At 46.5% G+C, this 21,555-nt stretch carries 16 protein-coding genes; 1 reads left to right on the forward strand and 15 read right to left on the reverse strand.

Translation table 11 applies throughout. The features are described from left to right. From KKE17_02150 to KKE17_02160, 3 genes are all read right to left on the reverse strand, one after another. On the reverse strand, window positions 1–414 hold a 414-nt coding region (locus KKE17_02150), incomplete at its 3' end, for a hypothetical protein (GenBank protein MBU1708782.1). Window positions 415–429: 15 nt separating this feature from the next. Continuing rightward, on the reverse strand, window positions 430–4,200 hold the full coding sequence (locus KKE17_02155; GenBank protein ID MBU1708783.1) for a 6-bladed beta-propeller: 3,771 nt from the start codon (window positions 4,198–4,200) through the stop codon (window positions 430–432). 271 nt (window positions 4,201–4,471) lie between these two features. After that, window positions 4,472–6,496 carry an adenylate/guanylate cyclase domain-containing protein gene (locus tag KKE17_02160; protein MBU1708784.1) on the reverse strand — a complete coding sequence of 675 codons (2,025 nt, stop codon included), beginning with the start codon at window positions 6,494–6,496 and terminating at the stop codon, window positions 4,472–4,474. Between the two features lie 574 nt (window positions 6,497–7,070). Between KKE17_02160 and KKE17_02165 the strand changes: the two genes are divergently transcribed. Beyond that, window positions 7,071–7,517 carry a superoxide dismutase, Ni gene (locus KKE17_02165; protein ID MBU1708785.1) on the forward strand — a complete coding sequence of 149 codons (447 nt, stop codon included), beginning with the start codon at window positions 7,071–7,073 and terminating at the stop codon, window positions 7,515–7,517. 104 nt (window positions 7,518–7,621) lie between these two features. Here the strand turns inward: KKE17_02165 and KKE17_02170 are convergent, their stop codons facing one another. From KKE17_02170 to KKE17_02225, 12 genes are all read right to left on the reverse strand, one after another. Further along, window positions 7,622–8,065, reverse strand: coding sequence for a polymer-forming cytoskeletal protein (locus KKE17_02170; GenBank protein MBU1708786.1), 444 nt, complete (start codon window positions 8,063–8,065; stop codon window positions 7,622–7,624). 17 nt (window positions 8,066–8,082) lie between these two features. After that, complete coding sequence (locus KKE17_02175) at window positions 8,083–8,949, reverse strand: M23 family metallopeptidase (protein ID MBU1708787.1); 867 nt, start codon at window positions 8,947–8,949, stop codon at window positions 8,083–8,085. A gap of 418 nt (window positions 8,950–9,367) precedes the next feature. Next, entirely contained in the window at window positions 9,368–9,589 is a 222-nt protein-coding gene (locus KKE17_02180) for a hypothetical protein (protein MBU1708788.1), read from the reverse strand. 264 nt (window positions 9,590–9,853) lie between these two features. Beyond that, a complete protein-coding gene (locus tag KKE17_02185; protein ID MBU1708789.1) occupies window positions 9,854–10,915 on the reverse strand; it encodes a DUF3187 family protein in 1,062 nt (353 codons plus the stop codon). Next, window positions 10,912–11,934, reverse strand: a complete 1,023-nt coding sequence (locus tag KKE17_02190; protein MBU1708790.1) for a diguanylate cyclase — start codon at window positions 11,932–11,934, stop codon at window positions 10,912–10,914. Before KKE17_02190 ends, KKE17_02185 begins: the two co-directional genes overlap by 4 nt. Before the next feature lie 7 nt (window positions 11,935–11,941). Continuing rightward, the gene (locus KKE17_02195) at window positions 11,942–12,961 is read right to left on the reverse strand and encodes a chemotaxis response regulator protein-glutamate methylesterase (protein MBU1708791.1); all 1,020 of its coding nucleotides are present in this window, start codon (window positions 12,959–12,961) and stop codon (window positions 11,942–11,944) included. Window positions 12,962–13,084: 123 nt separating this feature from the next. Continuing rightward, window positions 13,085–15,907 (reverse strand): hybrid sensor histidine kinase/response regulator, encoded by a 2,823-nt coding sequence (locus tag KKE17_02200; GenBank protein ID MBU1708792.1) that lies wholly within the window; start codon window positions 15,905–15,907, stop codon window positions 13,085–13,087. Then, entirely contained in the window at window positions 15,904–16,605 is a 702-nt protein-coding gene (locus KKE17_02205; protein ID MBU1708793.1) for a chemotaxis protein CheW, read from the reverse strand. Before KKE17_02205 ends, KKE17_02200 begins: the two co-directional genes overlap by 4 nt. Before the next feature lie 304 nt (window positions 16,606–16,909). Further along, window positions 16,910–18,169 (reverse strand): hypothetical protein, encoded by a 1,260-nt coding sequence (locus KKE17_02210; protein ID MBU1708794.1) that lies wholly within the window; start codon window positions 18,167–18,169, stop codon window positions 16,910–16,912. Between the two features lie 7 nt (window positions 18,170–18,176). Further along, window positions 18,177–18,623, reverse strand: a complete 447-nt coding sequence (locus KKE17_02215) for a chemotaxis protein CheW (protein MBU1708795.1) — start codon at window positions 18,621–18,623, stop codon at window positions 18,177–18,179. A 12-nt stretch (window positions 18,624–18,635) separates the two neighbouring features. Then, window positions 18,636–20,270 (reverse strand): methyl-accepting chemotaxis protein, encoded by a 1,635-nt coding sequence (locus KKE17_02220; protein ID MBU1708796.1) that lies wholly within the window; start codon window positions 20,268–20,270, stop codon window positions 18,636–18,638. A gap of 417 nt (window positions 20,271–20,687) precedes the next feature. Continuing rightward, the coding region (locus tag KKE17_02225; GenBank protein MBU1708797.1) for a pyruvate:ferredoxin (flavodoxin) oxidoreductase at window positions 20,688–21,555 on the reverse strand (868 nt) is incomplete at its 5' end.

Below are 21,555 nucleotides of genomic sequence, written 5' to 3' on the forward strand. Positions count from 1 at the left end.
ACCTGCCGGTTGAGCGGCTTCGGCTTTGAGCATTTCCCGTGCCTCTTTTGCTTCTTCAATAAAAGAGCTTTCAGGATAGGTGGCGATAAACTCATCAAACATGTTCATGGCTTTATTGGTATCACCTTCACTGGCGGTCTGCACGGCGTTGGTGAAAGAAACAAGTTCATCTTCGCTGATTTCTTTTTCAGTTTCCTCACCTTTCCAGTAGAGATTGCCTTCAGCCTGATTTTTGGCGCCGCGTACCCCTCCCACAGCGGTAGTGACTGCGAGTTGCTTTTTGGGCGTAACCGATTCAATCATCCTTCGGAGTTTGCCCCAGAAGCTGGAAGCTCCTTTTTTGTGAGATTCCCCAGCAAAAGAAAGTGACACACTTAAAAGCAGTACCATCAAAATCGCAATAATTTTCTTCATTATGATTCCTCCAGGCTATAAGGTACTCATTAATTTCAATGACATGCCGCGGTATTTGCTGCTCACTTGCGGATCTAATTCCTGTGCCTTAGTAAAAGCATCCTTGGCCTCATTTTGCAGGTTGAGGTGCAAATTGCATCGTGCGAGATTAATCCAGACCAGCGCATCATCCGGTTCGGCCTGGGAAGCATTGAGGTAAGCGGTTTTTGCTTCCTCATATTTCCCGTCTATAAAATGAACATTACCAATATTATTCAGCGCCCCTGCATGATTTGGAGTATTTTCAAGGATTCTTGAAAAGGCCTTTACCGCCTCACCGGTTTCGCCGGCTTTGGCATAAATTATTCCAATCTGCAGGAGGGCCTGTTCATTATTCGCATCGGTTTCAAGGGTGTTCCGGTATTTTCTGATTTTTGTCTGGACACTGATCTTTCTTACCGTCTGGAATTCGTTATTAAATTTCTCTTCTATATTCTCTCTGGTTACAATACCGGGGCGCCAGGGAATATCGGGAAGACTGGCCGGTTTGTATACTCCCCATGATTCGCGGAGATCAACAAGGCTCAGTCCCTTTTCCTTCCAGGCATAATAATTGCCGGAGCCTTTTTCCCATGCGGTGATAAAGGATGACCCCACTAGAGTTGTTTCAACTGGAACCCAGAGCATTCCGTCTTTTATGATATACCAGTCGTTCATGGTGTAATTGTCGCTGCTTGCCTCAACCCCGGTGGAAAAAATCATCAACATGTGCCCGGGGATTTCAACTGCAAGGGCTTGGATTCCCAAGCTTTCCAGTGAGGCTGCATACAGGGCGACAAGGTCATCGCAATCGCCTGATTTTCGTTGCAGGGTCTCTCTGGGGTATTGAATATAATCCACGAAATCAGTGATTCCGGAGGTAACCTGATAGGGGTTGCTGGGGTCCTGCATATACGTGACGCCAAGGGAACCAAGAGAATTAAAAATTGCCGCCGCACGTTGCAGGGTATCCTCGGCGTCAGGATATTGGGTGACAACGGAACGGATAAACTCGAGGAGAATTGGATCCTTGGGAGTGATGAAAGTTGCGAACCGGCCCTGTTCATCCCAGCTCATGCGGTGTTTTTCGTAAATGTTGATCTTATGGTTTTTATTTATGGTTTTGAGCTCGCTGTTTAAATAGTAAGAAGCGGTGATTTCCGTCTGAACCGGCGTGTCTTCCGTAACGTTCAATATCTTGTTATTGAAAACCACCTTAAGGGAAACATCCTTGAATTCACCGGGGTTGAGGGTGTCGACTTCCTCTTCCGATGAAAAATCCATGAATTCCTTCACGGTAAATGTAACTTTTATTTTTGATATCGCCGAACCGGTGTTATTGGTAATTTTGATCTTTCCGACGCCTTCAGTTTCATAAATTTTGTAGGTGTTTGAAAAAATATTAGTCATTGCAATAACATCGATGCTCAAGGGCGGTTTGCTTGATGTCTTGGTTGATGTCCTGACAATTGCAGCTTCTCCTTCAACTCCATCGGAACTAACAGCAGAAACCATATAGAAGTATGGGGTGTCTGCAGAAAGTGAATCCTGAGTGAAGGACGGCACAGAGGTTTTGCCGATCACGGTTTTTTCGCCATCATCTTTTCGGTAGACCATATATTCGGTAACAAAGCCTTCGGTGCTTGGTTCCCATTTCAAGGTGATTTTCCATTCTTCCGGCAGGGCTTCAATATTTGAAGGGGCTGCTGGGATATATTTTGTACTGAGTGCGCCAGCAGTATCACCGGGAGGCCCCTGATTACCGTTTTCCGCAATGGCTGCGACTCTGTAAAAGTAGTCCTTGTCCGGGAGGGCCGTATTATCGGTGAAAGCGGTTGATTCCGTTGTGCCGATGGGTTCAAAGGCCTGATCAGCAAGGTCTGAGCGGAGGATGGTATACGTTGAGATGTAAGGTTCATCCTTTGGTTGCCAGATCAGTTTTACAGAATGCATGCCGCCTTCAGCAGCTAAACCTTTTGTTTGCATTGGTGTGTAAACATTGGCGAGAATCTGGATTCTCTTATTATCATCGTCGGAGACCGCAAAGGCGGTTTTACCCATGGGAGTAATCGCTGTAGGGCTGTTGAATTCACCTTTGGAATCACCGGGGATACCTATTGCCCGCAAAAAACGGCCTTCATTTGAAAAGACTTTTATGTTTTCAGTGTCATTATCAAGAACAAAAACTTCCTGGGTTGTGGCGTAGATATCAACCGGATCATCAAAATCGCCGGGACTGTCTCCTTTTCTGCCGAAAACATACATGGGTTTGCCTTCCGGTGAATAGGCGGCGACCATCATGCGATCTGCATCCAGGACATAGAGATTGTCTTTATCGTCCAGGGAAATGGCAATTGGTTCATCAAGGGGGGCAGCCGTGGTATCTCTTAAGACATTCAGAAAAACTCCATCGCTGCTGAAGGCCTGGACCCATTCATTGCCGCGGTCGGCGATAAATATGATTCCCTTGCTGTTTACCGCAAGGTCAGTAGGTTTTGAAAGTTTGCCTGCGGCGCTGCCCGGGGAGCCGAATGTGGAAACAATCGTGCCGTCAGCAGTCATTCTCACGACCCGCTTGCCTTTGCCATCAAGTACGAGAAGGTCCCCTGATTTTTCTAAAGCAAGAGCTACAGGTGATATGTCATTAAGCTGGATGGAGTTTGCGATTATCCCATCAGTGATTTTCAGGATCGCATTCTTTTTGCTGTCAATTGTATAAATGCTTGTTTTCCCGTCCCAGACACCCCTCCCGGCAATCGTGTTGACATTGGCGAGCCATTTTGTGGATACTGGCGGCGGCAGCATTTCCCAGGGTTGGGTTAGTCTGCCTTTTTCAGGAAGGAATGCATGAATGAGCCCTTTTCCACGGTCGGTGAGATAAATTCTGCCCTGACTGTCCGCGGTCAAACTGTCCATTGACTTGAATTGTGCGCGGGCTTCGCCTTTGGATCCAAATGAAAAAAGGAGTTTTCTGTCCAGACTGAATTTTTTTATACTATAGCTTTCACTGTCAGCGACATAGATGCCGTCAGGGGTGATTTCCACTGACAAAGGCTTAAAGGTTTCAGGCATTATTGCTATAAAATTGCCATTGTGGTCATAGATTTTTACCTGCTGGGCATCTTCATCAACAACATATAGTTGTCCCTGAAAATCAACAGCTACGTCAATGGGTTCCTTTATGCGGTTTTTAGAACCCTGGTTAGTAAGCTTCGCGGCCTCTTCTTCAGACATTGCAGCAGTAGCTTTCGGGATGGGGGGACCGTCGATAATTTTCAAGAACACGCCGTTGCTGCCAAAAAGTTGGATACGGTCATTGCCGTAATCCGCGACATAGATAACGCCCTGGTAAACCTTGATGCCCCGGGGTTCATCGAATTCTTTAGGCCCTTTGCCGCTTTTACCGAAGGCATCCAGAAACTCACCATTGGTGGAAAAGATGGCAACGTGGTCAAGGGCATTGTCGGTGACATAAATGAGGTCGTTGTCGATGGCAATTCCTGCAGGCTTTTTGAGTATACGCCTGCCTTTCTGGTCTTGTACGGGCAAGGTTGCAACTTGTTTTCCTTCCTTGTTGATTACCCTGATGCTGCCGTCCTGCTGTGCAGCATAAATGTTGCCTTGCTGGTCCACTGCCGTTGCGCCTGGAGAACCGGCCTGGATTTCATTTAGAAACTGAACTTGTGAAATGAGTGAAGGGGGTGGAAGTGAAGGAGCGCCACAGGCGGCCAGAGTGAGGGCAAGGAATACGGGAAACAGTTTTCTCATTGTTACTCCCCAGTCTTTTGAAATTATGATTTGATGGCGTGGTAAAAAGTCGCTCTACTGGGTCGAAGCGGGGTAGCGAACTGCTCGACATACCATATGTATGCCTCCGCTTTCGCGACACCACTACTCCTTATATATCAACTTTTTGCTTAGCCAGACTAAAGCGGTACGATGGACTTTTACGAGTCCATCATGATTAAACTATATCGTGAAATTATTATAACAGATTTTTAACAAGTTTCATGAATCGTATATTAAGCATTTTTAAAAATCATTTTTCGCCTCGATCAAACACTCCGTCCCAATCATCGGCAGGAGGATTTTTCATGAAATACTGACAGCGCTCAACATAGAGCTTTGAGGCACGATCATCAGAGTTGACCTTGCAGAACATCTCAAATATTTCCAACGACTTGCCCCATTTTTTTCCCCTGTATAAGGTTAATCCTTCTTTAAACTTATTGGCAATTGCTTCAAGTTTGTCTTTTTCAGAATCATAAACTGGACCTAATAATTCATAGATTCCAACGGGGATGCTTTTACCAACCACCCGTATTCTGTCAAGTTCCCGATAGATGAATTTGTTTTTTGTGAGATTGAAAGTATTCTCACTGACAAGGATATCGACACCGTAAAATTTAGCAGTGCCTTCCAGTCTTGCCGCAAGATTGACGTTGTCACCGATCACCGTGTACTCCATTTTTGTTCCCTTGGCACCGATATTTCCGGCAATGACTTCCCCTGAGTGAATCCCGACTCTGAAGGAAAGGGGAGGGGTGCCGGATTTTTCCCATTTTTTCTGGAGCTGCTTCATCTGGTTTACCATGGCGTTGACACAGCTGACAGCAAGTTCAGCATGGCTTTCCTGGGCAAGGGGCGCGCCCCAGTATGCCATGATTCCGTCACCTAAAAATTTGTCCACTGTTCCGTCAAATTTGAGGATCATCTTGGTCATGGCGGCAAGATATTCATTCAGCGTTGAAACCACCTTGAAGGGATTGTTCCTTTCGCTGTAGGTGGTGAATCCTTTTATGTCGGAAAAAAGAATGGTTACTTCCTTGGTGTCGCCGCCGATCTGGGCGGAGCTGGGATCCTTGACAAGTTGATCGACAATTTTAGGTGACACATAGCTTGAAAAAATTGAGCGCATTTCCTTTGAGCGGCGGTCAAGGGTGATGAATTTGAATCCTCCGGAGACAGTGTAGCTCAGAAAAAGACTGCTCAATGGATAGATCATGCTGATTGAGTGGCCGGAGATAAACGCAATATAATTCAACCAGGTAAAGGCCGCGGCTATGGCTAACAAGAGAGGCAGGGCGGTCAGAAGTCGCATGCGGGCGGTAATGAAATAGGAAAGAAACCCCAGGATGACGATTAAACCCATGTCGGCGACGGATTCCATCCCTGTCTGGCGGATGAATCGTTCATTGATAATATTGTCGGCAATGGTCGCATGTACTTCCACTCCGGGCATATTATGATGGAAGGATGTTACCCGCATATCGTAAATACCAAGGGCGGTCGCACCCATGAAGATGATTTTGTCTTTCAGTTTTTCAGGGGGGACCTGTCCTTGGATAACATCGGAAAATGAATACCACGGATAACTTCTCGGCGGTCCGGTGTGGTTGATGAGCATCATGCCATTACTGTCGAGGGGAATTCGCGTGCTGCCCATGACAACAGCAAAATCTTCCCTGGTAATTGTTTTAATGTCTGAAGCTGCCATGGCGCCTTTGAGTCCCAGGGAAGGAACTTGTTTCCCCTCGTGGGTGACAACCAGCATATTTCTTCGATTGATGCCGTCAATGTCAGGTTGGAAATTCATGTGGGCCGAGCCTGATGATTCGCGGTCTAAAATCGGAATATTTTTAGTGACACCTTTAATTGAGCCGTCGGTGTTGAAATCATAAGCTACAGCCAGAGTGACGTTATTCGCTCGTGCCATGGCTGCTGCAAATTCCCTGTCTGTCTTGTCGTTTTCCTTTTCAGGAAAGAAGGCGTCCATGATAAGGGCTTTAGCCCCGGCAGCGGCAACCGCATCAATAAGTTTTGCATAATTTGTCCGGGTCCAGGGGAATCTGCCGATTTCAGCGATGCTTTTTTCGTCAATGGCAATGATTGAGATGTTCGGGTCGGCCTTAACCGGTCCTCGCATTGTCGTGAATCGCAGGTCATATGTTTTAGCTTCAAAGGCTTCAATAAAGGGGTTTTGGAGAAAGTAGAGGGAAAGGATGAACAAAACGGAAAGTATGGCAAGCAGCAGGGAAAGGAAGCCTTTTTTTTGGGTAGCCATGAATCACCTTTTTATGCGGTTGCAAGGGAGCGAATTGTAGTTTTTTGTAAAACGATGACTCAACGTAAAACTGTAAAATTAAAACAGGGCGGTAGAAAATTATGCGAGCGCAGCTGAGACAGGAAAAAATTAGGCGTCAACGCGTAGTTTACATTGGGTAAATGAGCATTGTTTGCCGAATTTTAAAACTGCATCAGCAGATAGCCAACAGAGTGAGACTTCGAGCGTAGTATTTTTTAAACACTTGTTAAACTAAATTGCTTTAATCCCTCTGTCAAGAAAATGGTTTTATATCGATTGGTTAATCATTTATTTGCTCGAATAATAGTATAGAAGACAGGTTAGTAAAAGATTCTGGACCTTGGGTTTTTTCCCTTGCATTCCCCGGGGATTTATTCATACAACAAGGATAGTGTCAACCCATAAAGGCCTTTTTCCCCGATTTCTGCGTCATTCTCAAAAAAATAAAACATAGAGGAACTGGAGGTTACGAGACCCCGAAAACCTCATTTCTGGGCAGACACTTGTCTACTGAGTTTTTAAGACTAATTTTTTACTAACAAAGGAGGATGTTATGAAAAAACAAAGTATGTCGATTTTGTTATGTCTGTTAGTTTCTCTTGCTTACTCAACGGTGGTATGGGGTCATTGTGAAGTGCCCTGTGGAATATATGATGACAAGATGCGAATTGCAATGCTCAGAGAACATGCGGACACCATCGAAAAGGCAATGAAGCAGGTTGTGGAAATTAAGAAGGAAAAGGATCATAACGCCAATCAACTGGTACGTTGGGTGATGAACAAGGAAAAGCATGCGGAAGAGTTTCAGCAAATCGTTTCTCAGTATTTTCTTACGCAAAGGATCAAGCCGGGCGATGAGAAATATGAGCAAAAACTTGCAGCGCTTCATAAATTGCTGGTCTTTGCCATGAAATGCAAACAGACAACCGAGCTTGATAATGTAACGACTCTGCGGGGACTTATCAGTGATTTTGAAGGATTATATTTTAGTATGAAATAAAGATTTATTGTAATGGAATGGGGAGTTGGCGAGGTGTGTTGCCGGCACAAAAAACGGGCCTTGGATTCTTCCATGGCCCGTGTGCAATTTTTGGATGAAAAATATTAATATTGTGATGACGTCTTGTTTTTGTCCGCTTCAGTCTGTCCGCCGCCTGTCACAACACTCAGTTTTTTGATAGCGGCCCTGATTTCGCCATTGATCGTGGCTCCTGATTCAACGGTTAAATCACCAGTTTCAAGCTTGCCGGTGACATGGGTAGGGTTTCTAGCATAAAATTTGTCGGTTTTAATGTTTCCTTCTATTTTGCCGTAACAGGCAACGGTTCCGGCGTCGATATCCCCCTTGATAGAGCCGGTTTCGCTGAGGATAAGGTATTCACCACGGACAGTTCCTTCGATCCTGCCGTCAACCCTTGCCTTTCCGGAAAAAGTTATGTCTCCGACAATTGTCATATTCTTGTCTATGATGCTGGTTATCGCGTCACGTTCAGCCGTATTAATCGAGTTGGGGACAGTCTTGTTTCCCCCATTCTTAAATAGGCCCATGGATAATACTCTCCGGTTTATTTAATGTAGTTGGCGATTGTTAAGAATTTTGTGGGATTTATTATTTTATCGTCATTATGGATTTCATAATGGAGGTGCGGTCCGGTGCTTCTGCCGCTGTTGCCGAGAAGGGCGATTTTCTGGCCACGGGTAATTGTTTCACCTTGTTGGACTAGAATTTTTTTGAGATGACAAAATTTTGATCGAAAGCCGTTGTTGTGATCAATAACCAGAAACCAGCCATAACCGCTATTGTAACCGCGGGTTAATACCTTGCCGTTGGCGGTGGCTTTTATGGGTGTGCCCATTTTGCCGCGGATATCGATTCCTTCATGGAATGCAGGCTGGCCATTTAATGGGTCTACCCGTCTTCCAAATTTTGAAGTGATTATCCCTCGAAACGGAGGTCCTAAAGGGATGGATTGGATGGTTTCCAGGTAATGTTCTGCGGTAAAAAGAATGTCTTCGGCATTTTGGACGGGAAGCCGGGTAAAGGGGCCGCCGCTGTTTTCTTTGCTTTCTTTGGTTTTCGGCGCAATGCCTACAGTGGACAATACCGACTCAATGAGTTTACTTTTTTTGTTCAGTTCATTAACCGCGCCGTTCAATAGCTCTTCTTTTTCTTTGTCCAGGGTCGTGACTTTTTCTTGCAGGGAAAAGTTGCTTTTCTGGGTGGTTTGAAGAGTGGTTTTAAGAGTATGGACGGTTGATTCAAGCTCTGAGCCCTTCATGAAAAGATTTATGCTTGCAAAGCTCAAGAGAGAAAGGATGAAAAAAGTAGCAAGGGTGAAATTGAGGAGTGCCTTGAGGCGAAGCTTTGAAATGACAAAAGTTTTAGCTTCGCCTTCCTCGCCGGTGATGATGATGTGAAGTTTTTTTTTCATAAACGAATCATTCAACAAAAAAATATTAGAAAGCGGTTGGAGTCGAATTTACGTTAAATATATAATGACAACTATTATTTATAGTGGAAACAGCAAGGCACTGTCAAGTTTAAAGAAACCAAGAGGTTGGGTGAAAATTACCAGTTTTTGTTTGTGAGGACCTTGCTGCCAGCTCCGGAAGGCTCTTGATAGTTTTTCGGCATCTGCAGATCACCATTCTACTGATATAATAATGATCTGTCCTCCGATAGACTCCGGGGACAATGGCTGCTTTGGATTTTTTGGTCGAAAATCGTGTTTGGGGTTGCAGTGTTTTTTGGTTCGGATGCGGGGAGTAGTTCGGTTTGGCAGGAATATCTGAAGATTTCATTCAAGGAGCTTGGGCGGTTTGAAGCCGGAGAAAAGGCCAGGGGTGGCTTTAATCTCTTTCCCAGATCACGCGGATATTCTTTTCCGCATCTCCATCGGTGAATTGAAGTTGTCCCTGATAAGAGTGCACCAAACCCTCGCCGATTTTTCTGGCGAGATGGATGCCGGTGGTTGCTATTCTGATACAGTTATCCTGATCGTCAACCGACATGATCCGTTCCATGGGATAAAATTTCATTTCTTGTTTTTCACGGTTGTGGATCAGGTTCATGTGTTCTTTGTGATGCTTGTAATAAAAACTTCCCTTAATTTCAACTTCTCCGGCAGGGAAATTATCAGCAATTCGCTGGCAGGCCGGGCATGTGGTTTTATGGCAAACTTCCGGTTCTTCCTGCCAGATCCACCTGTTGTTCTGGTATAGTGCCTGGCAAAGAAAAATTCGAAAGCTTTTTTAAAAACGTTAAAAAGAATGATCGTTCAATAAGTTAAAATATTTATCCGATCAGGGAAAGATGATTTTATAACTATGCGTTCCCTAAAGTTTTTTGCGAATAGCCACGTGGAAGACTACGTCAGGGCTTGAGTTGACCATGATATCTTCTATAACATTTAAATCCAGGGAGAGGTCATGGTCAAAATGAATTGTTGTACCCATGTTCAATTGGACCGCACCATCCCCCAGTTCCTCAAGTGCACTGTCAAATACAGCGGTATGACCATCAAGCTGTAGCTTAAGGTGCGCCCAGTCAAATATTTTCCACCCGGCTCCCATGCTGCCGAAGCCAACCAGATCGTTTCTGATTTCCTCAAGCACATCTCCTTTGCCGAGGAACAACAGGCCTGCAGATCCCCAATAGGTTATCTTCCAGGAAGAGAGGGAAAGGGCATCGTCTGCGGCAAGGCGCCAGGAAAAATCAGTACCGCCGCTGCCGTGGAGATCCTCACTTGAACCAGTGGGGAGTTTGAGCGAGAGACGCAGGGAAATATTGCGGCTCTGGGCTTTGTTGCCGTAAAGCAGGAAGGCGCTTGAGACAAAGATGTCACCGAGTCCATGGGATGCGCTGTCTGTTCTATGGAGGACATCCCCGTTTTTTTCGTATTCGTATTCAAGTAATTTGGGGTTCCGGTTGTCGCGATCACCATCAGGGAGACCGAAAAAGTCATGCCAGTCTGATATGAAGTTATCAAGCGTACCTCTTTCATGTGAAATATAGGGTATATCAAAGCCAAGCTCGACGCTTTCAGTTAAACCATACCGGAAAGCGCAGGTGATCCTGTTGGACTCGCCGTCGAGAATTATCCGTTCATTGTCTGTGACGCCCAGAGAAAAATTATTGGCAAGGTCGAGCACCACCCGGCCGTCAATTTGATTTTTCTCTGTCAACGCGGCGGATTCTGCGGCTGGAAGGCCGAAAACCTGGATAAAGGGGTTCTGGTTTCTGGAATAAAAGGCAGTGTCTCCCCGAACTTGTGAAAATGTCAGGAAGACAAGCGCATTGATTGCGCTGATGATCAGCAGGCTTTTTGTCACGTTAAATGGGGAGAGGCATTGCTCAGCAAAGATTGCAGACACACAAAGGGTAAAAAAGGAAATCAACTCATCTTGCCGGTTATCACCCGGTTTCTTCCTTCTTCTTTAGCCGCATAAAGAGCCTGATCGGCAGCTTCAATAAGCGCTTCGGGTTTGGAGTCCTGAATGGGTATTGTCGTGCATACGCCGAGACTGACACTGACAAAGTCGTTTACCTTGGATTTCTCATGCAGAATTTTCATGTTCTGGATGTTTTCCCGCATGGTTTCAGCTATTTTCCAAGCTCCCTTCTCCCCGGTTTCGGGCAGCACGGCGACAAATTCTTCACCACCATAGCGGGCGATCATGTCTGTTTCTCGGGTGATGGATTTTTCAAGGCTTGCGGCAACCTGTTTCAGGCATTCATCGCCTTTCTGGTGACCGTAATTGTCGTTATAGAGTTTGAAAAAATCTATATCGAGGAGAATGAGTGAGAGTTGGCGTTCATATCTCATGGAGCGCATCCACTCCTGACTAAGAACCTCATCAAAATGTCTGCGGTTGGCAATTCCGGTAAGACCGTCAAGGGAAGAAAGCTTCTGGAGGGTCTTGTTGGCCTCGGCAAGTTGCTGCTGACTTTTGCGAAGGGCCTCAAATGCTTCATCCTTCTGTATCTGGTTGATATAGGATTGTGAGTGGTAGCGGATTCGGGCGATGAGTTCGACCTTGTCCGGGAGTTTTACCAGATAATCATTGGCACCGACGGTAAAGGCCTCGCTTTTGATTTCGGGTTCCTCCTTGGTTGAAAGGACAATGATCGGGACTTTTGAGGTTATGGGATTCACTCGAAAGAAACGGACCATCATCAGGCCGTCAATTTCAGGCATGACCAAGTCTTGAAGGATAAGTGTCGGTTTGAGTTCCATGGCCATGTTTATGGCCTTGGTGGGATCCTGGCAGTAATGAAAATCTATATCTTTCTCCCCGTCCAGACTGCGGCGGACGGCTTCGGCGATAATCTGCTGATCGTCAATCAGCAGAACTTTGATCCGATAGGATTTGAGCCCTGCGAAAGTCTCGGGTGTATTATCGTTATTATTTTCCATAATTATATCACTTTGTACCAACAAGATTCGTTATAGTTGCACCAATTTCATCAAGAGGCAATACTTTTTCCGCTGCGCCCAGTTCTATGGCTGCTTTCGGCATGCCGAAAACCACGGAACTTGCTTCGTCCTGCGCTATGGTATGCCAGCCACGCATTCTCAGGGCAAGCAGGCCTTCTGCGCCGTCGCGGCCCATACCGGTCAATAAAACACCGATACAGTTCCCATGCCAGTTCCTGGCAACGCTGTTGAAGAAGACATCAACGGAAGGGTGATAGAAATTTTCTTTATCGCCCTTTGAATAGGTGATGCGATTGTTGGAGTTTATCACTGCATGAACCTCTGTGCAGGGAAAAAGAACAACACCCGGCCTTGGTTGATCACCCTCCTTTAAAAGGTTTACCGACAACTTGGTTTTGCTGTTCAGCCAATTTACCATATCAGGGGTGAATTTTTCATTCATGTGCTGGATGACGACAAAAGATGCCGGACAATCGGCGGGAATATCCGAAAGGATTTTAACCAGTGCCTGTGGCCCGCCCGTTGAGCATCCGATAACAACCAGCCGGTTGTTTTTGAAATCTGTCGGTTGAACTTTAATGGTCGGTGGGGTGATCTTTTTTCTGGGAAGGGAGCCGATCAATTTATTAATGCTTGAAGCTTTCTGGAGAAGTTCTTTGACACTGTTTTTCTTGCCTGTTTCACCGAAGACCGGGGTTGATACTGCATCAAGAGCGCCGGCGCCCATAGCCTCAAACACCATGGAAGACCTGAGACCCACCGAAGCGGTAACAATGAGGATTGCGCAGGGCGTTGTCTTCATGATCTTGCGGGTTGCTTCAACCCCGTTCATCTTGGGCATCATCAGGTCCATGAGAATCAGATCGGGTGTATCTTCCCTGCAAAGCTTGACTGCTTCCAGGCCATCTCGTGCAATCCATGCTATGGAGTACTCCGGAACAGAGGAAAGGGCGGATTTAAGGCTTTCAATGGCCAGTTCTAAATCATTTGCAATACCTATTCTCACGTTGTTTTCCTGTTACTTGGTTTTTCTTGGGTTTTAGCGTATTTGTTATTTGTGCCGGTTTTGCTGCTATGGCGAATGTTTGGGTTTTACGGTTAAGTCGCCAGCTTTTTTCTCTGTGTCTGTTCAGAACTCAGGGGCACCAATCAGGTCATCAACAGCGTTTACCAGGGTTTCGTCCTGGAAGCTTCCCTTGGTGAGATAATAATCAGCGCCTGCTTCAAGCCCCCGGTTGCGGTCTTCTTCACGATCCTTGTAAGAGACGATGATAATCGGAATCGATCGTAACTGAGGATCTTTTTTAATCAGATTGACCAGTTCAATTCCGTTCATGCGCGGCATATCGACATCGGTGACCACCAGATCGTATTCCCTTTCGCGTACAGCGTTCCAGGCGTCCATTCCATCGACTGCCACATCCACCTCATAGCCTTTGGCGCTCAACATTTTACGTTCCACTTCACGGACAGTGATCGAATCATCAGCAACAAGGATACGCTTGACCGCCCGGTCTTCACTTAATGCATCCAGGTGGACGACACGTTTGAGACGGTTATCTGAAATGAGGTTATCCATGGATCGGACAAGGTCTTCAACATCAAGGATGAGCACTGGCGAACCGTCTTCCAGGATCGCTGCGGCGCTGATGTCTCTGATTTTTCCGAGTCGTGGATCCAGCGTTTGGACAACGAGGTCATGGATACCGATGAATTTATCGACGATCAGGCCATACTGGTTTAAGCGGTCGCTGATTATTACAATAAGGAGTTCATCATCTTTGTTCTGAGCATCGGCTTTTTTGAGGATCTGCCGGGCTGAAAGGAGTCCGATTCTCTTATCCGACAGGGTGAAATACTGGCGTCCCTCAACTTCTTTAATTTCCGTTTCAGGAAGCTTGATGACATGATCAATAGACATGAGGGGAAATGCGTAGGGTTCATTACAGATGTCTACAAGCATGGCACGCAAAACCGAAAGGGTCAGGGGAAGCTGCATTTCAAAACTCGTGCCTTTGCCCAGCACCGAAGTTGCCCTGACGACGCCACGTACTTCATGGACAACGCTGTGAACCACATCCAGTCCAACACCCCGACCGGAGACCTTGCTGACTTTCTTGCGGGTACTGAAATTCGGCAGGAAAAGAAAATCCATCAGCTCGGATTCTTTCAAGTCCTCGGCCATTTCACGGGATGTCATATTTTTTTCGATAATTGACTGACGGATTTTTTCATAGTCCACACCCCGACCGTCATCGGAAATCGTAATATTGAGCATCCCGGAACTGTGCCTGGCCTCAAGACGAATTTTTGCGGATGAAGGTTTTCCTGATGATAGGCGTTCTTCCGGTGATTCGATGCCGTGGTCAATGGAATTGCGGATCAGATGGTTGAGCGGCGATTCGATTTTTTCCAGGATGTCGCGGTCGACCATGGTTTCCGGACCGATTATTTCAAAATGGATGTCTTTGCCCAGTTCATGGGAAAGGTCTCTTACCATGCGGGGAAATCCGCGGACACCTTCAGAAAATGGCCTCATCCGGTTGGCAAGTACTTCATGGTATAGCCGATGGGCTATTTCGGTGCCGCGCCTGGAGTGGTCCTCACACTCTGCAATGTAGTCATTCAGCAGCAATCGGCACTCTTCAAGTTTAAGCTGAAGTTCCTTGAATGTTTTTTCTCCACGAGAGCCAAGACTTTCGGATTTGATGTCGAACCTTCTGGATTCATAGAGGCGATGTAACTGGTCCTGTTTGTTTTTGAGACGAAGTATCCGCATTGAAAAAGAAGGAAGCCAGCGGGATTCAACCTGGACTTCGCCTGCAAGACCCATCAGACGGTTCATGCCCTCGGAGGAAACCCTTAATGCCCGGTCGGCGCTTGGTGCCGGTTTTGTTTTTAGTGTGGGCTTGACTTCAGGTGGTTCAGGGGATGTTTGTTTTTCCGGGGTTTCCTGTGGTTGAGACCGTGTCTTTTTTTCGATTGTTTTATCGGAAGCTTTTGTGGCCGGTGCTTTTTTCTCTGGAGTCGGAGTTTCCTGCCTGGCTATAGCGGTAAGATTATTGGTTAATGAATCCGTTCTGTCTTTGTTTTCCGTATTCCAGTTGTCCAGCCCGTCATCGGGCATCTTGGCGATATCATTGATAAAGTCCAATCCCTGAAGCAGGAAGTCGATGCTCTGTTCGCCCAGGGTGATTTTCCCTTTCTGGGCGGCGACAAAAACATCTTCCATTGCATGGGCGACAAGGACGGCCTGATTGAGATTGACGATCCTGGCGGCACCTTTAATGGAATGAGAGGCCCGCATCAGGGATTCCAGAAGTTCATCGTCAGCAGGAGATTGTTCCAGGGCAAGAAGGTCTTCTGAAAGAGCTGCGCAATGATTCTCCGCCTCCATGCGGAAGAGGTCCATCATCGACATGTCTGAAAGGGAGCCGCTTGAAACAGGCTTTGCCGATTGAGGCTCCGGCTTTTGTTCGATTTTTTTATCTGGAGTCTTTGTGGCCGGTGTTTTTTTCTCGGAAGCCGGAGTTTCCTGCTTTGCTATAGCGGTAAGATTATTGGTTAATGATTCCGTCCTGTCTTTGTTTTCCGTATTCCAGTTGTCCAGCCCGTCATCGGCCACCTTGGCGATATCATTGATAAAGTCCAGGCCATGGAGCAGGATGTCGATGCTCTGTTTGGCCAGGGAGATTTCCCCTTTCTGGGCGGCGACAAAAACATCTTCCATTGCATGGGCGACAAGGACTGCCTGATTGAGGTTGACGATCCTGGCTGCACCTTTAATGGAATGAGAGGCCCGCATCAGGGATTCCAGAAGTTCATCGTCAGCAGGAGACTGTTCCAGGGCAAGAAGGTCTTCTGAAAGAGCTGCGCAATGATTCTCCGCCTCCATGCGGAAGAGGTCCATCATTGACATATTGCTGAAGTCGTTACCGTTTCCTTGGGTCATGCAAGATTCCTTGTAAGGGCTTCAAACAAAGCTTTATCGTCAAGCAAACCGACATCGCGATCTTTCATGCTGAGTATTCCCTTGGTGAAATTCGCCCGGGAGCCAGAAACGGTTACCGGAAGATTTCGTAACATATCAGGACTGTAATGAACTGCACCGATAACCTCGCTGACCGGGAAAACGATACGCTGAGATTCACTGGCCGCGACAATTAATCGTTCCGGCGAAATAAACCCGCCCTTGGTGGGCACGGACTTTTCTTCTCTTTCAATGCCCAGGACGCCACCGATGGAAAGACAGATTTCCAGCCTGCCGCGGATGTTGACAAGACCTCTCAGCGAACTGGTGCTCTGATGGGGGATGCTGTGTATCGATCCCATATTGACTACTTCCTGAATAAGGCTTGATTTTAGGGCTATCCATTCCCCGCCTGCTCGGAAAACAAAAGCGGAGAGAGATTTCGTTTCACCCGCGGTTTTTTCTCTTGCAAGCATTGCTGTACATTCATTGATGTATTCAGGAGGAAGGGGCCGATCAAGAAGACTTCGGCCTACCGCCGAAAACACAGAACAGTTTCTGCAATGAAGAAATTTTTGCAGCTTGGCACAGGTTCGGCGTTTCGAGGTTGTCCCCCAGACGCCGATATCTTTCCAGCATCCATTAAACGGGCTATTCGGGTGTTTAATGTTTTCGGTCAACTAATCTGATCCTCGTGGTTAAAAACTGCAAAAGTAGTATTGCTTGCGTCGTAGATAAGCGAAAGTAACGAGACTTCGAGAAAGCGCTCTAATGTGTCGTACCGGGCTTGCGAAATGTTCGACATGCCATAAATGTATGCCGGCGTTTTCGCAAGTCCACTATACCTTAATATAAAAAATTTCGGAGTCTTCTGTTAGCCGCTTACCTCGAAGGTCACACTGCATTCGGTATCTGCGTAGCCATCCTCAAGCGGTACGATGGACTTTATCCGAGTCCATCAGTATTTGTTTATAAATCATCAAGCTAGGCTGAGGCTGCAGGGTCATTTTTCAGTCTGCTCCGGGCCCTGTCCGCCCGCCTGCGGATATTACCCGCCTCTTTTTCATTGCCGGTGCGTTCCAAAAGCATGGAAAGAAGAAACAAAGCTTCCCAATGATCAGGATCGAGATAAACCGCTTTCCTGAGAAATTTGATGCCGCGCTCGGGCTCTTTTTCAAGATCACTGATAATTCCCAGAAGAAAATATGACGGGGCTGTGGGGCCGTTTATGTGAATATTTTCTTCGCAGATTTTTGCTGCTTCGTTGGTGTTGCCCTGGTCAACTAATTTCCGCGCATGGGCCAGATCGATATTTTTGCTCCCCTTGATTTGCTGTGGAGCAAACCCTCTGGAAAAGGTTGAAGGCTGACTCTTCGGATCTTTGGGGGGAGCCCAGAGAAGCGTATCTTGTTGCGGTGTGGGAGATGGATCATTAAAGAGATGAGCCGCGCCGACCTTATGGAAAGCAAAGGCTTTTGGGAAAGGAGCCCCAACAAAATGATCGATGCCGAAAACTCCTGCCTCAGCATGGCCGATAAACAGCAGTCCGATAGGGTCAAGAAGTTGATCCAGGGTTTTGATGGCCTTATGCTGAGAGCGCGGGTCAAGATAGATCAGCAGATTCCTGCAGAAGATGATGTCATAAAGGCCCAGGCTCCCGGTAAAGTTCGGATTGAGAAGGTTGCCCTGAAAGAAACTTACTTTTTTTCGGACTCGCTCTTTTAACTTGTATTTGTCATCGTCGGTCTTGGTGAAGTAGTTATAACAGTAATTGAAGTCTTTTTCCCGGAAGGAATAGTCATTATATTCCGCTTCTTTTGCATGGGAAAGCGCTCGTGAACTTATATCAAGGGCATCGATGTGGAATCTGTTCTCCGGCCAACCGCCATGGAGAAGCGTCATTGCAATGGAATATGGTTCTTCGCCGGTGGAGCAGGGCGCGCTCAGGATTCGCAGAGTTTGTTTTTTACTGTTGATTGCCCATTTTTTGTGGACAAAATCCGTCAAGGCGAGGAATGGCGCTTTGTTTCTGAAGAACCAGGTTTCAGGGATAACCACCTCTTCAATAAGTTCTTTTACTTCATGGAGGGAGGTTTTGAGCCTGAGGATGTATGTTTCCTGATTATCAAGGCCCAGCACCTTGAGGCGACGCTTGATTGCCCGTTCAAGGGTTGCCTCGCCAATGGTGCTTATTTTCAGGCCCATGGCTTGTCCTAAGATGGTTTCTATATCGGCAAGGGGCATTGAGCAATTAATCCTGATATAGTTCTGAGACAATTCTTTGGGGAATAATACGTTTCAGGTCGAACCGCTGAATTATTTCTTCCTGGTTAGACTCGTCAAAGGAGGAAATGTCATCATCGAGAAAGATTTTCGATGGGTGAATATCTGAAACTTTTGCCTTAATGGTCTCCGTAGCCCGCTCTGCGATGAGACCAAGAGTCTTGCTGGTGTTATTATCAAAAGGATAATTGATAATGATGATCCGGGTGCTGAACAGTGGGGTGCAAGGATTTCCCTCGGTCAAGGAGCAAAGATCTATAACCGGGACCGGATTACCACGATAATTGATCAGCCCGGCGACATAATCCGGTGCCTTGGGAATCTTTTTCATTTTGATGAGAGGGACAATTTCTACAATCAGATCTGTAGCCAGTGCATAACGTCCTTCTCTTGTATGGAACAGGAGAAGCAGCATCGTGTTATCCTCTCAATTGACTTTGAAGCGGGAAATAGCCTCTCTCAGTGTTTCGGTTGCATCTTGAAGCTGGCTGATGGTGGAACTTGTCTGAGCAATGGATTCGGCTGTTTGTTGCGCCGCCTCACTGAGCTGGCTGGTTGCAGAACTGATCTGTTCAGCGCCTAACGCCTGGGCCTCGATGCCGTCATTGACCGTATTTATCTGGGGCATGAGAACCTGAACCTGCTCAATGACGCCTGCCAGCTGATCGCCGCTGCCGCGGATTTCCCGGACGCTGGTGCGCACGTCATCGGCGAATTTATCTATTCCCATTACTCCTGCGGAAACAGCGGACTGTACCTCCTGGACCATCTGTTCGATGTCAAGAGTTGCCATGGCCGTTTGATCGGCAAGTCGGCGTATTTCGGTTGCAACCACGGCAAAACCGGCGCCGTATTCACCGGCTTTTTCCGCTTCGATGGAGGCATTCAGGGACAGAAGGTTTGTCTGGTCGGCGATTTTGTTGATGGTTTTTACAACCCCGGCAATGTTGCCTGCCTTTTCACTGAGAATTGACAGTTTCTCAACAATGGAGCCGGTGGCGTCTTCCATTTTCATCATGGTCTGGTTGATATTTGAAAGGCCGGAATGACCTTCTCCTGCAGCGTAGGCGGTATTCTTGGTCAAACTGTTTACTTTTTTCATTGCATCCATCAGATTCGCGGAAGTGGCGGAAATCTCGGTGGTAGAAGCGGCTATTTCACTGATCGTTGCGGCATGCTCGTTGGAACTGGTTTCCTGTTGTCTTATTGTCGCGGCGATCTCGGTAATCGAACTGGTCACCTGGATTCCCGATTGCTGGATTTTGGCCACCAGATCATAGATATAATCAGACATCTGATTAAAGCCGTGAATCAAGACGCCGAATTCGTCATTGCTGTTTTCTTCAAGTCTTTGAGTCAGATCACCTTGCATGACGTGATCCATTGTTTTTTTGAGGCGCTTGAAATTCATATTAATGTCGCGCAGGAGAATGAATCCGGCGAGAAAGGAAACAGCGGCACCGAGTATCAATGAGATGATAAATGCCATTTGCGAAAGGGAATAACGCTTCTGCAGGGTGTCAAAACCAGAAAGTATCGTTGACATCCTGTTTTCGATCAGGGCGTCGATGGTGTTTTTATACTCAGTGGCAAGGGTGGCGAGTTTCTGATCATGGAGGTTGTCAATTGAATCCACATCCTTCTTTTTGATAAAATCAGTGAGATCCCCGAGAATGGCGCCTGATTTTGCAATCAACGAATCAGCCGGAGAAAGCCAGGTGGTTTTCTGTTTATCCTGAGAGGAAAGAAGTTTTGCCCATTTCTGGTTAATGGCAAGGGTAGCGCTTTCAACAATCTTTATATTCTCTTCCCAATGAATGTTGTTGGAAATGAGAATATTGGCTACGGCCTTTTCTATTTCAACGTTAACAAGATTATCTATCTGCCGGAGTTCTTTTAATGGCAGTATCTGTTCATTGTACATGGATGAGAAAGCGGTGTTGTAGCTTTTCATGGTTAATAGGCCTCCGGTGCCGGTGAGCACCAGCAAAAACAGCATAAAAAGCATGAACCAGATAAGCCGCCATTTCACAGTCAGTTTATTGAGAGGATTTTGGACCATTATCTTCCCTTTTTAAGTTAAGTATTGTGGTAAATGTTGCCGCGAGGCATGATTCGGGGCCCGCAAAAGGCGACTCCCGGTAAACGGTTGTAATTAAGAAAATAACAGATCGTCTGATATTATTATATGGACAACAACTTTCTGGATATATTCGATACTATGTCGAATATATCCAGAAAAGTTAAATAAATTAAACAGCTATAAGGTTTTTTGTAAAGAAATTTACAGAATTTATTCAATTATTATTGGAATGGATATTGAAGCATATCGCGGTGCACTCCTGGGAAGTATTCATAGGCAGGGAATGCTTGTCTTGAGCAGATTTGATCGTTTAACTCCTGAGGGTGCTGTTCCTGTGCAAAAAAAAAGGCGGAAGATTGCTCTTCCGCCTTTTTTTATAATATGCTTATCGCCGGATTATTTTTTCTTGGTGGTTTCCGGTTCAAGGGCAGCAGCCCGACCAACAAGGAACCTCCAGGCTTTATCCACATCTTTCTGTGAGGCAGCCATAAGTTCATCGGCATGCTCGGGATTCATCATCTTCAGCATCCGATAACGGTTTTCGTTCAACGCGTATTCGGCAAACGGCATGGAAGGCGGTTTGCTGTCAATGTTCAACGGATTTTTTCCCTGTTCTTCAAGCTCAGGATTATATCGATACAGCGGCCAATGTCCGCAGGCTACCGCTTTCTTCTGTTGCTCAAGTCCCTGGGCCAGATTGAATCCATGGTTGATGCAATGGGCATACGCGATGATCAGTGAAGGTCCTTCATAGGCCTCAGCTTCAGCAATTGCCTTGGCAACCTGTGTCGGGTTGGCGCCTAGAGCAATTTTTGCCACATAAACGTTACCGTAGGTGGAGAAGATCATGCCGATATCTTTTTTCGGCATTTTCTTGCCGCCTGCGGCAAACTGGGCGGTAGCCGCCCGCGGGGTGGATTTTGACATCTGGCCACCGGTGTTTGAGTAGACCTCGGTATCGAGGATCATGACGTTGACGTTCTCGCCGGAAGCAAGGACGTGGTCAAGTCCGCCGTATCCAATATCATAAGCCCAGCCGTCACCACCGAAGATCCATACTGATTTTTTCACCAGGTAATCGGCTACTGCGAGGAGACGTTTGGAAATAATAGAAGGGGTTGCAGCCAAAGTTGCTTTCAGTTTGCCGACACGTTCACGCTGGGCTTCGATTTCAAGCTGGGTTTTCTGGGAAGCGGTGGTGATATCGGCAGCCATTTTCTTGGTGATGATTTTTTCAGCTATCGCAGTATCGAGAAGCTCAACA

This window comes from Pseudomonadota bacterium (assembly GCA_018823135.1).
GTDB lineage: Bacteria > Desulfobacterota > Desulfobulbia > Desulfobulbales > CALZHT01 > JAHJJF01.

What these genes read in the sequence shown, in the direction of transcription:
- KKE17_02155 (MBU1708783.1), bottom strand. Translation starts at nt 4,200, where the DNA reads ATGAGAAAACTGTTTCCCGTATTCCTTGCCCTCACTCTGGCCGCCTGT.
- KKE17_02160 (MBU1708784.1), bottom strand. Translation starts at nt 6,496, where the DNA reads ATGGCTACCCAAAAAAAAGGCTTCCTTTCCCTGCTGCTTGCCATACTT.
- KKE17_02165 (MBU1708785.1), top strand. Translation starts at nt 7,071, where the DNA reads ATGAAAAAACAAAGTATGTCGATTTTGTTATGTCTGTTAGTTTCTCTT.
- KKE17_02170 (MBU1708786.1), bottom strand. Translation starts at nt 8,065, where the DNA reads ATGGGCCTATTTAAGAATGGGGGAAACAAGACTGTCCCCAACTCGATT.
- KKE17_02175 (MBU1708787.1), bottom strand. Translation starts at nt 8,949, where the DNA reads ATGAAAAAAAAACTTCACATCATCATCACCGGCGAGGAAGGCGAAGCT.
- KKE17_02180 (MBU1708788.1), bottom strand. Translation starts at nt 9,589, where the DNA reads ATGAACCTGATCCACAACCGTGAAAAACAAGAAATGAAATTTTATCCC.
- KKE17_02190 (MBU1708790.1), bottom strand. Translation starts at nt 11,934, where the DNA reads ATGGAAAATAATAACGATAATACACCCGAGACTTTCGCAGGGCTCAAA.
- KKE17_02200 (MBU1708792.1), bottom strand. Translation starts at nt 15,907, where the DNA reads ATGACCCAAGGAAACGGTAACGACTTCAGCAATATGTCAATGATGGAC.
- KKE17_02210 (MBU1708794.1), bottom strand. Translation starts at nt 18,169, where the DNA reads ATGCCCCTTGCCGATATAGAAACCATCTTAGGACAAGCCATGGGCCTG.
- KKE17_02215 (MBU1708795.1), bottom strand. Translation starts at nt 18,623, where the DNA reads ATGCTGCTTCTCCTGTTCCATACAAGAGAAGGACGTTATGCACTGGCT.
- KKE17_02220 (MBU1708796.1), bottom strand. Translation starts at nt 20,270, where the DNA reads ATGGTCCAAAATCCTCTCAATAAACTGACTGTGAAATGGCGGCTTATC.